A 13,177-nucleotide genomic window follows, 5' to 3' on the forward strand; every position below is an offset into this window, starting at 1 on the left:
GGGCCAAAACTGGCTCCCCGGGCTGGATTCGAACCAGCGACCATTCGATTAACAGTCGAATGCTCTACCGCTGAGCTACCGAGGAATGGGCGAACAAAGCGTTCGCGAGCGGGCAGCGTATAACAAAGCCTTTCGGCCTTGCAAAGAACCAAATGGGCCTCCGGCGAAACTTTAGCGCGGGACGGTAAACCTCTGCGGTGCAAGGCTTTGCCGGCGTTCCATGGCGACGCAGGCCTGTCCCGGCTGTCCCGCTTTCGGCGCCATGGGCGCCCGCAAACGCCGCCGGCGCGGCCATTCCGCCGCGCCGTTGATTCTTCCGCGGGCCCGGCCCGCCCCTGACGTCACTCCGCGATGAACGAGGTGGTCTTGGTACCGGCGTCGTAGCGCAACCTCAGAACATTGAGCTTACAGAGATTGACGTTCTTCCACAGCACCGATTCATTGTAGTTGGCCCAGTCGACCTTGATGTTCCAGACGCAGCCTTCGTCGTCGTCGTTGCCGAACTCGACATAAGCGGTGTCCTGATTCTTCAATGTGCCCTCGAGCTCATTCTCCCATTCATCGAGGCCGTCATCGGGCCCGTTGAAGCCGAGAAATTTGATGGCGTATCCGGTCTCGTTGACCACCGAAACGTTGCGGTTATCGGCGGCCGACGCGGGCGAGGCGATCAGCGCCAGTCCCATCGCAAGCAGTGCCGGCAAAATAGACTTCATTGAAAATCTCCTGGCAGTCGGCCGCGCATCGGTGTGCGGCGTCACCTCCTTAGCGATCGTGCCGCACGGGTACAAATCGTGCACAGAATGCGAAGCGCATCGCTCACAAAACGCTCTATCGCGTAGCGATGGCGACAATGAACAGCGCCGTCGCCGCAAGCGAGGCGATGGTCCGTACGTGGTTCCAGAAGGTCCAATCGGTGAGATAGCGCGCCCAGACCGGTGCGGCCGCTGCGCTCGCCGGATCTGTGGCCGCAAGCTGATCGTTCAGCGGCACGTTGAAGACGGCCGTGACGACGAACATCCCGACGACATAGACGATGCCGCCGCAGATCATCGCAAGCGCACCCGGCTCCTGCCATCGCAGCCCGCCGAGCAAAACCAGCACGGCGCAAGACAGCGTGGTGCCGAGGAAGACCGGCATGAACAGCGAGCGCACGATGTCGACATCGATCGCGTTCATCGCCGAGATGCCGGCGGCCTGATCGATACGGCCGAGCGCGGTCATGACGAACGCCGAGAACGCGAAATAGACGCCGGCAAGCAGGCCGCAGCCGAGTGCGGAAAACCACAGCAAGCCCGAGGTCAGGACAGTGCGCATCGTTTCATCTCCAAATGCGATAAATACTCGTATTTGTAAAATGAGATAAATTCTCGTATTTGAAGCGTCAACCCCGATTGCGGAGGCGAGAGATGGCGAGACGAAAGGCCGCGCCTGAGGCGGCAGCAAAGGCAGCGGCAAGGGCCGCGTCCGGGGTGGAAGCGCCCCTGCCCGGGCTGGCGCGGCTTGCTCCGACGCAACAGCGCAGCCGCGAGCGGTTCGAGCGCATCCTCGCCTGCGCGACCGAGATCATGGCGGAGAAAGGCAGCGAGGCCTTCCGCATGAGCGACATCGTCGAACGCAGCGGCGTCGCATTCGGCTCGCTCTATCAATATTTTCCCGACAAGGCCGCGATCATCGGCACGCTGGCGGAACGACACAACGCCGTCGGGCGCGATTGCGTCAGGCGCGACCTGGCCGCGGTCTCGTCCGCGCGCGACCTGCACCCGGCGCTATGCCGGATCGTCGACAGTTACTACGAGATGTTCGTGCGCGAGCCCGTGATGCGTGACATCTGGCAGGCGACGCAGGCCGACCGCGCCCTGCAAAAGCTCGATGCGGACGACATGGCCGTGCTCTCCGGCCTTTTGTCCGACGCGGTCAGGCGGGTTGCGCCCAGCATGCCGGCCGCCTCCGTCACGGCCTTCTCAGGACTGACGATGACGCTGATCGCAGCCGCCGTGCGTCACGCGATCACGCTGCCGCCGCGGAAAGCGCGGCAGGTGCTGACGCAATTCAAGACCATGCTGCCGGGAGACCTCGCCGGGCTCGCATGACCACGATCGCGCCGACACCGGGAATTTCCCCGGCTTGTCTCCGCTGTCACGTCTCCCTAAAATTTCTGCGATATTTGACGGCTATCAATATTGCCGGGAAGTCCGGGAAGAGTTTTTCGCAAGATGTGATTTGTCTCACACGAGGTGCGGCCTTGCCGACCTAGGTTCCCCGCGGGGGTCAGCAGCGTTTTATTAACCAAAGCGGGCGCCATCGTTCTTTTCATAAAATTCGAACGATTGGCTCAATCCGGACCGAAGACAGTTTTGCGACCATGGCGCTCTCGAACCTCGGAGAGCGCGATGAGCGAAGTCGAATTTGATCTGCTGCTGGACGCCGTGCGAACGGCGATCGCGCCTATTGCTCAGGAGGATTTCGTGGCCCAGCCGTCGCCCCGCATTCAGCCGCCGCCGCGCGCCGCCAATGACAACCAGGTGCCGTGGCCGCTGATTCCGTTTCCTGAAGGCTGGGTACGCCGCGAGCTAAGGCGGCTTCTCACGTATTGGCTGCAAGCCATTGATGAGATGAGTGGAGGCCACGACCAGAATTGAACTGGTGTACACGGTTTTGCAGACCGTTGCGTAACCACTCCGCCACGTGGCCCCTTGCGGCGCACTTCATATACGCCCTCTCTGCGATAGGCAACCAACCAAGCCGGACAGCTAACGCCGGGGCTTCCGGAAGTCCCGCTTCTTCGGTTTTGGCGCCAATTCCGGCATTTCGACCTGCACTTCGCGGAATCTCGCCAGCATCCGCTCGAAACTATCAGTTAACGCTGTGGCGATATCCGGCCGCTTTTCCAGCCCGGCCAGCAAGATCGCGGCCGCCTCGATGGTGGACAGGCCATCGCGCCGCGGTTCCCGGCGCAGTTTGCCGTACAGCGAGGGCCGTTTCGGTCCGAGAATCACCCGCTGGCACTTCAGCATCCAGGCGTTGCGCCACCACAGCGCCTTGGCTTGGCTCCAGGTGCCGTCGAGCAGCACGATGCCTTCGATGTCGGAGAGGATCCCGCGCTGGTGCGGCTCCAGCTCACCCTTGCGGTTGATCGCGACGATCTCGGCGTCGGTTTCGAGATCCTCGACCTTGGCCGAGCCGAGATAGAGCACCGCCCAGCGCGAGGGATCGGGCACCGGCCGGCCGAGTGCCTTGGCGAGGCTCGGCCAGGACAGACCGATCCGCACCACTGCGTTCTCGAAATGCCGCGCCAACAGTCGCGCGGTGCCGAGCGCCCTGTCCTGCTCCTGCGGATGGATCAGGATCAGGAGCCGGATCCGGCTCTTGATCGGCGTGACGCTGTCGCAGATGCACAGCGGCATCGGCTTGCCGCAATGCGGGCATTCTTCCACCGTGTCCGGTGCAGCAACAGGATTCGACATTTCAAAGGCTATACGCTGTGGGTGGCCAATCCGGCAACATCAACGCAAGGCCCAATTGGCAATACCGAAGACAGCACTAGCGATACCACTCGCGATACCGAGCCATCTCAGCTTCTCTCGCCCCGGCAGATCCTTGAACCGGTCGATCAGGAGATAGATCACCGGCGTGGTGTAGAGCGTCAGGATCTGCGACACGAACAGGCCGCCGATGATAGTGATGCCGAGCGGCCGCCGCAGCTCGGTGCCCGGGCCGGTCGCGATCACCAGCGGAATGCCGGCGAACAGCGCTGCCATGGTCGTCATCAGGATGGGACGGAAGCGCGCCCGGCAGGCCTCGAAGATCGCATCCCTCGATGACAGGCCCTGATGCCGCTCGGCCTCGAGCGCGAAGTCGACCATCATGATGCCGTTCTTCTTGACGATGCCGATCAAGAGGATGATGCCGACAAAGGCGATCACGGTCAGCGGCGTATTGGTGACCTGCAACGCCAGCAAGGCGCCGAGGCCGGCCGACGGCAAGGTCGAGATGATCGTGATCGGATGCGCCAGGCTCTCATAGAGCACGCCGAGCACGATATACATCGCAACCAGCGCGCCGAGGATCAAAAGCGGCTGCCGCCCGCTGGTCTTGTTGAAGTCGCCGGCATTGCCGTCGAAGCTGCCGCGAATGCCCTCGGGCATGTGCAGTTCGTTGACCGCCTGCTGGATGTTGGTGGTCGCGACCTCCAGCGGCACGTCCGGCAGCAGGTTGAACGACACCGTGGTCGAGGGGAAGCCGCCGGAGTGATAGACCGCGAGCGCCGACAGTCCGCGCTGGTAGTGCACGAGCGCCGACAGCGGCACCTGCACGTCATTGGCGCCGGCGACGTAGATGCGCTCGAGGTTCGACGGGTCGCTCTGGAATTTGGGGTCGATCTCGAGCACCACCACGTACTGGTTGCGCTGGGTGTAGATGTACGAGATCTGCCGCTGCGAGAACGCGTTGTTGAGCGCATTGTCGATGTCCTGCACCCGGACGCCGAGACTCGAGGCCATCTTGCGGTCGATCACGAGGTTGAGCTGCAAGCCGCCGGGATCGCGGTCGGAGGAGACGTCCGTGATGCCTTCCACCGTCTCCATGCGCTTGGCAACGAGCGGCGCCCATTTCTGCAACAGATCGAGATCGGTCGAAGCCAGCGTGTACTGGTAGTCGGAATCGCTCTGCCGGCCGCCGGTGCGGATGTCCTGGGCGGCGAACATGAACAGGCGAATGCCCGGCACCATGAACAGGTTGCGGCGCAGCCGGTCGATCACCTGCGCGGTCGACAGGCCTCCCCGTTCCTCCGGCGGCTTCAAGCTAATGAACATGGTGCCGCGATTGGAGGTGGCGCCACCCGGGCCGCCGCCGGAGCCGACCGACGAGCCGATGCCGGCGACCGCGGGGTCGGCCATCACGATGTCGGCGAGCCGCTGCTGCAAGCCGAGCATCGATTGGAACGAGATGTCGGCGGACGCGCGGGTCGCCCCGATCACGAAGCCGCTGTCGTCGGTCGGGAAATAGGCCTTCGGCGTCTTGACGTACAGCACCACCGTCAGCGCGACAGTGGCGAAGAACACCACGAGGGTCAGGAAGGGATAGCCGAGCACGATGCGCAGGGTCGACGCATAGAATGCCACGACCCGCGACAGCGTGCCCTCGATGACGCGATCGTACCAGGTGGCGCGGTCGGAGGTCGCCTCCTTGATGTAGTGCGCGCAGATCATCGGCGTGATGGTCACCGACACCAGGGTCGACACGATGATGGCGAACGTCAGGGTCAGCGAGAACTCGCGCAGCAGCCGGCCGACGATCCCGTCCATGAAGATCAGCGGCGTGAAGGCCGCTATCAGCGATAGCGAGATCGACAGCACCGTGAAGCCGATCTGCTTGGCGCCTTCGACCGCGGCCGGATATGGCGCCATGCCCTGCTCGAGATTGCGGTACATGTTCTCGATCATCACGATGGCGTCGTCGACCACGAAGCCGACGGAGATCGCGAGCGCCATCAGCGACAGATTGTCGATCGAGAAGCCGGCGAGCCACATCCCGGCGCAGGTGCCGGCCAACGCCAGCGGCACCGAGACGCCGGCGGCGATCGTCGGTACGATCCTGCGCAGGAACACGAACACCACGACCATCACAAGCATGGCGGTCGCCAGCAGCGTGAACTGCATGTCCTCGACGCTGGCGCGGATCGTTCCGGTGCGATCGACCAGGGTCGAAATCTCGACCCCGGCCGGGATCCACTGCTTCAGTTCCGGCAGCATCCTGCGAACGCCGTCGACGGTATCGATGACGTTGGCGTCGCCCTGCTTGGTGATCTGGATCAGCACCGCCGGCTGCTTGTTGAACCAGGCGATCGAGCGCGAGTTGCGAACGGAATCCTCGACCTCGGCAACATCGGAGAGACGGACGAAATTGCCGTTCGAGCTCTTGATGACGATGTCGCGGAACTCGGCCGCGGTGCGCATCTGCTTGTTGATCGAAAGCGTCTCGCTCAGCCGGTCGCCGTTGAAGATGCCGACCGGACCCAGCGGATTGGCATTGATGATCGCAAGCCGGACATCATCGGTCGCGATCCCGGCATTGGCCAGCGACACCGGATTGAGTGCGATGCGCACTGCCGGCTGGTCGGCGCCGCTGACGGTCACCTCGCCCACTCCCGACACCTGCGAGATGCGCTGCGCCAGCACGGTGTCGGCGACGTCGTACATCGCGCTGGTCGAGATCGTCTTCGAGGTCAGCGCCAGCACGAACACGGGCGCTGCGGCCGGATTGGCCTTGCGGAATTTCGGCAACGACGGCAGGTCGCTCGGCAGATCGGCGAGCGAGGCGTTGATCGCGGCCTGCACGTCGCGCGCGGCGCGGTCGATGTTGCGGCCGATCGAGAACTGCACCTGGATGCTGGTGGTGCCGAGCGAACTCGTCGAGGTGATCTGGTCGACGCCCGAAATGGTGCCGAGCTTGCGTTCCAGCGGCGCCGCGACGGTCGCGGCCATCACCGAGGGATCGGCGCCGGGCCGCGACGCCGACACCCGGATGGTCGGGAAGTCGACATTCGGAACCGACGACACCGGCAGAAATTCGTAGGCGACGATCCCGACCAGGAACAGCCCGATCGCCAGCAAGGTGGTGCCCACCGGCCGGCGGATGAAGGGCTCGGAGATCGAGATCACTGCATGCCCTCGGTGGCGCCCGCGATCGGCGGGCCGCTGGGACCCGGTTCCGGCACGGCCCGCTCGATCCGGCGGTTGAGCCGGTCGAGCGCGAGATAGATCACCGGCGTGGTGTAGAGCGTCAGCAGCTGGCTCAGCAGCAGGCCGCCGATGATCGAGATGCCGAGCGGAAAGCGCAGCTCGGCGCCGGTGCCGCTTTCGATCGCGAGCGGCAGCGCGCCGAACAGCGCCGCCAGCGTCGTCATCATGATCGGCCGGAACCGCAACAGGCAGGCCTGCACGATGGCGTCATAGGACGACATGCCCTGGTGCCGCTCGGCCTCCAGCGCGAAGTCGATCATCATGATCGCGTTCTTCTTGACGATGCCCATCAAGAGGATGATGCCGATCAGGCCGATCACCGAGAGGTCCTGCCCGCACAGCATCAAGGCGAGGATGGCGCCGACGCCGGCCGAGGGCAGCGTCGACAGGATCGTGATCGGATGGATGTAGCTCTCGTAGAGCACGCCGAGCACGATGTAGATCGTGATGATCGCGGCCAGGATCAGCCAGGGCTGCCCGGCCAGCGAGCGCGCGAATTCGGCGGCGTCGCCGGAATAGATGCCGACGATGCTGCCGGGCATTCCGATCCTCGTCTCGATCGCCTTCACCGCCTCGACCGCGTCGCCGAGCGCCTCGCCCGGCGCCAGGTTGAAGCTGAGCGAGACCGACGGGAATTGCGCCTGGTGCGAGATCGCGAGCGGCGCCGTGGTGCGGACCAGCGTCGCCACCGCCGACAGCGGCACCTGCGCCCCGTTGGCGCCAGGCAGATAGAGCTTGTCGAGGATTGAGGGGTCGCGCTGATACATCGGCAGCGCCTCGAGCACGACGCGGTACTGGTTGGCCTGACCGTAGATCGTCGAGATCTGCCGCTGCGCGAAGGCGTCGTTCAGCGTGTCGGTGACGCCCTGCAGACTGACGCCGAGTTGACCGGCGCGCTGCCGGTTGATGTCGAGCGCCGCGCGCAGGCCGCCATCCTGCGCCTCCGAGGAAACATCGCGGAAGATCGGATCGCGCCGCATCTCGGCGACCAGCTTCTGCGACCATTGCGAGACCTCGGCGGCATCGGTCGCGGTCAGCGTGTACTGGTACTGCGAACGGCTCGACTGGGTCGAGATCTGCACGTCCTGCACCGGCTGGAAGTAGACCGTCATGCCGGGGACCATCGCGATCTTCTGCTTCAGCCGCTCGATCACCTTGACGACACCGTCGCGCCGCTGGTCGAGCGGCTTCAGCGTCATCACCAGGCGGCCGACATTGGTGGTCGGATTGACCGAGCCGGCGCCGATCACCGAGACCACGCCGACCACGTCGGGGTCGGCCTTGATGAGGTCGGAGACCGCGCTCTGGCGGCGTTGCATCTCGGCAAACGAGACGTCGGGGCCGGCCTCGGTCACCGCCGTGATCGAGGACGTGTCCTGCAGCGGCAGAAAACCCTTCGGCGCCAGCACATACATGATGAGCGTCAGGGCGATGGTCGCGAACGTCACCAGCAGCGTCGCGCGCTGGCGCCGCAGCACCCAGAGCAGCGTGCGATGGTAGACCTCCACCATGCGGTCGATGAAGCGGCTGACCGCGGCAAGGCCCGGAACCGCCATCTCCTCATGGATGTTCTTGAGCAGCCGCGAGCACATCATCGGCGTCAAGGTCAGCGAGACGATCGCCGAGGTCACGACCGCGATCGTCAGGGTCAGCGCGAATTCGCGGAACATGCGGCCGACCAGGCCAGACATGAATAGCAGCGGAATGAACACCGCGATCAGCGACACCGTCAGCGAGATCACGGTGAAGCCGATTTCGCTGGCGCCCTTCAGCGAGGCCTCCATAACAGTCTCGCCGTTCTCCATGTGGCGGACGATGTTCTCGATCATCACGATGGCGTCGTCGACCACGAAACCGGTCCCGATGGTCAAAGCCATCAGCGACAGATTGTCGAGGCTGAAGCCCGCGAAATACATGACGCCGAAGCTCGTGATCAGCGACAGCGGCAGGGCGACGCCTGCGATCAAGGTCGCGCGCAGCGACCGCAGGAACAACAGCACCACCAGCGTCACCAGCACGACGCTCAGGATCAGCGTGAACTGCACGTCGTGGACCGAGGCGCGGATCGTCACGGTACGGTCGGAGACCACGGTCAGCTTGACGCCGGCCGGGACGGACCGTTGCAGCCGCGGGATTTCGCCGCGGATCTGCTGGACGACGTCGATGACGTTGGCGCCCGGCTGGCGCTGGATATCGATGATGACGGCCGGCGTCCCCTGGTACCAGCCGCCGGTGCGATCGTTTTCGAGCCCGTCGACGATCTGTGCAACGTCGCCGATCGTGACCGGCGAGCCGTTGCGATAGGCGATGATGATCGGCCGGTAGGCGTCGGCGGCGGCGATCTGGTCGTTGGCGGCGATGGTGTAGGATTGCTGGGCGCCGTCGAGCGAGCCCTTCGGCCCCGACACATTGGCGCCGGCGATCGCGTTGCGCAGATCCTCCATCGCGATGCCATAGGCCGCAAGCCGCGCCAGGTCAGCCTGCACGCGCACCGCGGGCTTCAATCCGCCGAGGATCGAGACCCGGCCGACGCCGGAAATCTGGCTCAGCCGTTGTCCGAGGATGGTATCGGCGAGATCGCTCATCGCCCGCAGCGAGATCGTGTCCGAAGTCAGCGCCAGGGTCATGACCGGCGCGTCAGCCGGGTTCACCTTGGCATAGACCGGTGGATAAGGCAGCGTCTTCGGCAGGATGCCGGCTGCGGCATTGATCGCTGCCTGGACGTCCTGGGTGGCGCCGTCGATGTCGCGGTTGAGGTCGAACTGCAGCGAGATCTGGCTGACGCCGAACGAACTGGTCGAGTTCATCGACGACAGCGACGGAATCTGGCCGAGCTGCCGCTCCAGCGGCGCCGTGATCAGCGAGGCCACCACATCGGGGCTCGCGCCCGGCAGTTGCGTCGACACCTGCACGGTCGGGAAGTCGACCTGCGGCAGCGCCGAGACCGGCAGCGCCCAATAGCCCAACGCGCCGCCGATCATCAGGGCGATGCCGAGCAGCGAGGTGGCGATCGGCCGGCGGATGAACGGTTCGGAGACGCTCATGGTTGCGTGCTCGCTGTTGGGTCGGACATTACGAGGTCAGGATGTCGGTCATGGCTGCGCCTTCGGCGCGCCGCCCGACTGTTCGCCCCCTGCCGCCGGCGTGGGCGCCGGTCCGGTCTGCCCCTTCTGATCGCCATCGCTGTGCTCGCGCCGGCCGCGATGCTCGCCGCCCTGCCCGTCCTGCCTGGCGTCCTTGCTCTGCTCCTTGCCCTGGTCCTTGCTTGGGCCCTCGCCTTGCGCCCCGCGCTTGCCGTCCGGATTGCGGCTGCGCTTGCGCGGCGCCAGATCGGCGGCCGGCAGCCCGTCGTCCTTGCCGACGACGACCTTGGAGCCATCGGCGAGATTGGCAAAGCCCGTCGTCACGACGCGGTCCGACGTGGTCAGGCCGCTGGCGATGACGGCTTCATGCTCGTTCTGCTGCGTGACCGTGACCGGCTTGGCGGTGACGGTGTTGTCCGCGCCGATGACGTAACTGAACGTACCGGCGGGACCGCGCTGCACCGCCGAGGTCGGCACCACGATCGCCTGCGGCAAGGTCTCGGCCTTGAGCCGGACATTGACGAACTGCCCGGGCCAGAGCTGGTAGCTGGCATTCGGAAGTTCGGCCTTCAGCTTCAGCGTGCCGGTGGTCGGATCGACCTGGTTGTCGATGCCGGTGAGCTTGCCGGTATCGATCACGGTGACACCATCATTGCCGAACACATCGACCGCGAGCTGGCCCTTCGCCGCCGCGGCGTTGACCCGCATGATCTGCTGCTGCGGCAGGCTGAACCACACCGCGATCGGCTGCAGCTGGGTCAGGATCACGAGCCCGGTGGTGTCGGAGGCGTGGATGATGTTGCCCTGGTCGACCTGACGCAGGCCGGCGCGGCCGGAGATCGGCGCGACGATCTTGGTGTAGCCGAGCGTGGCGCGCGCATTGTCGACCTGGGCCTGGTCGGCCTTGATGATGGCTTCCTGCTGCGCGACCAGCGCACGCTGCGTATCGGCCTGCTGCTTGGAGCCCGCGTTGGTGGCGGCGAGCTGCTCATAGCGGGCGAGGTCGATCTTCTGATTGGCGAGCAGCGCTTCGTCCTTGGCTTTCGTGGCCACCATCTGGTCGTATTGCGCCTGATAAATCGCGGAATCGATCTCGCCCAGCACATCGTCCTTCTTGACGTCCTGGCCCTCGACGAAATTGACCTTGAGCAACTTGCCGTCGACCTGCGAGCGCACCGTGACGGTGTTGAGCGCCTTCACCGACCCGACGCCGTCGAGATAGACCGGCACGTCATGCACCTGCGGTGTGGCCGCAAGCACCGGCACCGGCAGATCGGGCCGCGCGCCCGCGCCGCGCCCGCCGCCGCCATTTTGCTTGGGCTGGAAAGCAAGCCAGCCGAGATAGCCGAGCCCGCCGAGAATCACGAGCGTGATGAGCAGCGACACCATGCGCCCAAGCACGCGCGAGACCAGGCTCCGCTTGCGCGGCGCAGTACTTTTCTCGTCATCCGTCGAGTCAGGCTTAAAGAGCATCGACCGGTCTTTCCATCTTCGGTTCCCAGCCGCCCCCCAAAGCCTGATACAGGCTCACGATCGCTAATAGCCGGGCCAGCTGGGCCTGGGAATAAGCGTCTTCCGCCTGGAACAGGGTCAGCTGCGTGTTTAGCACAGTTACGATGTCGGCGGTGCCGGCCTTGAGTTGCTGCTCGGCCAGATCGAAGGCGCGTCGCGACGACGACAGCACGTCGCGCTGCAGCTGCAGCCGCCGCGAGGTCTCGCGGATCGCGACCAGCGCGTTGTCGACATCGGTGAACGACTGCACGACCGTCTTGCGATAGGTCTGCAGCAGCTCATCCTGCCGCGCCTTCGCGTTCTCGAAATTGCCGAGGATCCGGCCGCCGTCGAAGATTGGTTGGGTCATGCCGCCGACCAGGTTGAAGAAGGCCGCATGCGGCTGGAACAGCGAGACCAGCGCCTGGCTCTGGTAGCCGCCCGTCCCGGTCAGCTGGATGCTGGGGAAGAACTGCGCTCGTGCGCTGCCGACATTGGCGGTGGCGGATGCGAGTTGCGCCTCCTGCCTGCGGATGTCGGGACGCTGGGTCAGCAGTTCGGATGGCAGGCCCGGCGTGACGCGCGGGATCGCAACGGAGTTGAGCGAGCCGCCGGCGACGCGCACGCTCTCCGGCGGACGCGACACCAGCACCGCGAGCGCGTTGACGTTCTGGTCGAGCGTCTGCCGCAGCGGCGGCACCAGCGCGCGCTGATTCGCGACCACGCTTTCCTGCTGCGCGACGTCGAGATCGGAGCCGGTGCCGGCCTTGAAGCGGTCCCGGATCGCATTGAGGATGCGCTCGGCGCTGGCGATGTTGCGCTGTGCGGTTCGCAGCCGGTCCTGGGTGGCAAGCACCGTGAAATAGGCGTTGGCGACGCTGGCGAGCGTCGTCAGCGCCACCACCTCGCGGTCGAACCGGTTGGCGACTGCGGTCTCCTCCGCCGCCTGCGCGGCGTCGCGATTCTGGCCCCAGAAGTCGAGCTGGTAGCTGGCGCTGAGCGAGCCGCTGTAGTTCACCACCTCGCGCCCGCCATTGGTCAGGCCGCTGGCGCTGGAGCCCGAGGTGCGTGAATAGGTCTCGGAGCCGTTGAGATTGAGGGTCGGCAGCAGCGCCGCGCCCGCCTGTCGCGCCAGCGCGTCGGCTTGCCGGAAGCGCGCCACGGCCGCGGCGATGTCGAGGTTGACGGTCTGCGCCTCCTCCATCAGCTGCGTCAGCTCCTTGGAGCGGAAGCCCCGCCACCAGTCGAGCGTCGGAAGCGCGTCGCCCGGCCGGCTAAGGCGCGCCGCCTTGTAGCCCTGCGGCACGTCGAGCGCGGGATCGGGGATGTCCTGGGTCAGGATGCAGCCGGCTGAACCCGCGATCAGGCCGAGAGCGACGAGCGATCGTCCCGCGAGCCGTCGCATGCGGACAGCGAGGCCGAACCGGCCTCCGGGCACCATCACGGACGCGGGCTGGGTCACACCCGTTCTCCGCCGAAGCCAGACTTCGCCCGTGGCGTACGAATGACGCGATCAGCAATGGTCTGGGTGACGTGCACGGGGTGAATCTTCCAATGGAACCTGACTGTCCCATCCTATCCTTGGGACAATAGGGCGGACAGCCCCGTCACGATCGCGCGACGTCGCATCCACTGCGATTCGCCGCCACCCGGGCGGGCGACTTTTCCCCATTTTTGCAGCGTTTCCTCGCACCCGAACCAGTATCCGGACGTTCGGATTCTAACAAAGATTTCATGGGGATTTCTCCGCCCTGTTGCTCCGAATCCGCAGCTTGCCGTCCCCGACCGGCGCCGGGATGATCCAGACGCATCGATCAGTCGTTACCTCATTGAGAGCTGCGCCTTGCGACAGCGGCGTTCAAC

General features: G+C 65.2%; 9 protein-coding genes and 2 tRNA genes. 2 read left to right on the plus strand and 9 right to left on the minus strand.

Annotated elements, in window-relative coordinates; genetic code table 11:
- Window positions 1-10: 10 nt before the first annotated feature.
- The 3 genes from ACVIGA_RS42390 to ACVIGA_RS42400 all read right to left on the minus strand — a co-directional run bounded on the left by ACVIGA_RS42390 (window position 11) and on the right by ACVIGA_RS42400 (window position 1,314).
- Window positions 11-85, minus strand: a tRNA-Asn gene (locus tag ACVIGA_RS42390).
- A 256-nt stretch (window positions 86-341) separates the two neighbouring features.
- Window positions 342-713, minus strand: coding sequence for a hypothetical protein (locus tag ACVIGA_RS42395; RefSeq protein WP_456670678.1), 372 nt, complete (start codon window positions 711-713; stop codon window positions 342-344).
- Window positions 714-828: 115 nt separating this feature from the next.
- Window positions 829-1,314, minus strand: a complete 486-nt coding sequence (locus tag ACVIGA_RS42400) for an anthrone oxygenase family protein (RefSeq protein ID WP_456670679.1) — start codon at window positions 1,312-1,314, stop codon at window positions 829-831.
- Between the two features lie 92 nt (window positions 1,315-1,406).
- Between ACVIGA_RS42400 and ACVIGA_RS42405 the strand changes: the two genes are divergently transcribed.
- The gene (locus ACVIGA_RS42405) at window positions 1,407-2,090 is read left to right on the plus strand and encodes a TetR family transcriptional regulator (protein ID WP_456670680.1); all 684 of its coding nucleotides are present in this window, start codon (window positions 1,407-1,409) and stop codon (window positions 2,088-2,090) included.
- 300 nt (window positions 2,091-2,390) lie between these two features.
- Window positions 2,391-2,639 (plus strand): hypothetical protein, encoded by a 249-nt coding sequence (locus ACVIGA_RS42410; protein WP_456670681.1) that lies wholly within the window; start codon window positions 2,391-2,393, stop codon window positions 2,637-2,639.
- Here the strand turns inward: ACVIGA_RS42410 and ACVIGA_RS42415 are convergent.
- From ACVIGA_RS42415 to ACVIGA_RS42440, 6 genes are all read right to left on the minus strand, one after another.
- Window positions 2,618-2,691 (minus strand) — tRNA-Cys (locus tag ACVIGA_RS42415). The genes ACVIGA_RS42410 and ACVIGA_RS42415 overlap by 22 nt on opposite strands.
- A 59-nt stretch (window positions 2,692-2,750) precedes the next feature.
- Window positions 2,751-3,464, minus strand: coding sequence for a tRNA-uridine aminocarboxypropyltransferase (locus ACVIGA_RS42420; protein WP_456670682.1), 714 nt, complete (start codon window positions 3,462-3,464; stop codon window positions 2,751-2,753).
- 39 nt (window positions 3,465-3,503) lie between these two features.
- Window positions 3,504-6,659: an efflux RND transporter permease subunit gene (locus ACVIGA_RS42425; protein ID WP_456670683.1), complete on the minus strand. Its 3,156-nt coding sequence runs from the start codon at window positions 6,657-6,659 to the stop codon at window positions 3,504-3,506.
- Window positions 6,656-9,784 carry an efflux RND transporter permease subunit gene (locus ACVIGA_RS42430; protein WP_456670684.1) on the minus strand — a complete coding sequence of 1,043 codons (3,129 nt, stop codon included), beginning with the start codon at window positions 9,782-9,784 and terminating at the stop codon, window positions 6,656-6,658. Before ACVIGA_RS42430 ends, ACVIGA_RS42425 begins: the two co-directional genes overlap by 4 nt.
- A 48-nt stretch (window positions 9,785-9,832) precedes the next feature.
- Entirely contained in the window at window positions 9,833-11,296 is a 1,464-nt protein-coding gene (locus ACVIGA_RS42435; protein ID WP_456670685.1) for an efflux RND transporter periplasmic adaptor subunit, read from the minus strand.
- The gene (locus ACVIGA_RS42440) at window positions 11,286-12,755 is read right to left on the minus strand and encodes an efflux transporter outer membrane subunit (protein WP_456671010.1); all 1,470 of its coding nucleotides are present in this window, start codon (window positions 12,753-12,755) and stop codon (window positions 11,286-11,288) included. The genes ACVIGA_RS42435 and ACVIGA_RS42440 overlap by 11 nt, the downstream gene beginning before the upstream one ends.
- Window positions 12,756-13,177 lie beyond the last annotated feature (422 nt).

Source organism: Bradyrhizobium sp. USDA 3240 (assembly GCF_054063295.1).

Excerpts from the sequence above, each read along its gene's own strand:
- ACVIGA_RS42440 (WP_456671010.1), bottom strand. The coding sequence starts at position 12,755 with ATGGTGCCCGGAGGCCGGTTCGGCCTCGCTGTCCGCATGCGACGGCTC.
- ACVIGA_RS42430 (WP_456670684.1), bottom strand. The coding sequence starts at position 9,784 with ATGAGCGTCTCCGAACCGTTCATCCGCCGGCCGATCGCCACCTCGCTG.
- ACVIGA_RS42400 (WP_456670679.1), bottom strand. The coding sequence starts at position 1,314 with ATGCGCACTGTCCTGACCTCGGGCTTGCTGTGGTTTTCCGCACTCGGC.
- ACVIGA_RS42420 (WP_456670682.1), bottom strand. The coding sequence starts at position 3,464 with ATGTCGAATCCTGTTGCTGCACCGGACACGGTGGAAGAATGCCCGCAT.
- ACVIGA_RS42435 (WP_456670685.1), bottom strand. The coding sequence starts at position 11,296 with ATGCTCTTTAAGCCTGACTCGACGGATGACGAGAAAAGTACTGCGCCG.
- ACVIGA_RS42405 (WP_456670680.1), top strand. The coding sequence starts at position 1,407 with ATGGCGAGACGAAAGGCCGCGCCTGAGGCGGCAGCAAAGGCAGCGGCA.
- ACVIGA_RS42410 (WP_456670681.1), top strand. The coding sequence starts at position 2,391 with ATGAGCGAAGTCGAATTTGATCTGCTGCTGGACGCCGTGCGAACGGCG.
- ACVIGA_RS42395 (WP_456670678.1), bottom strand. The coding sequence starts at position 713 with ATGAAGTCTATTTTGCCGGCACTGCTTGCGATGGGACTGGCGCTGATC.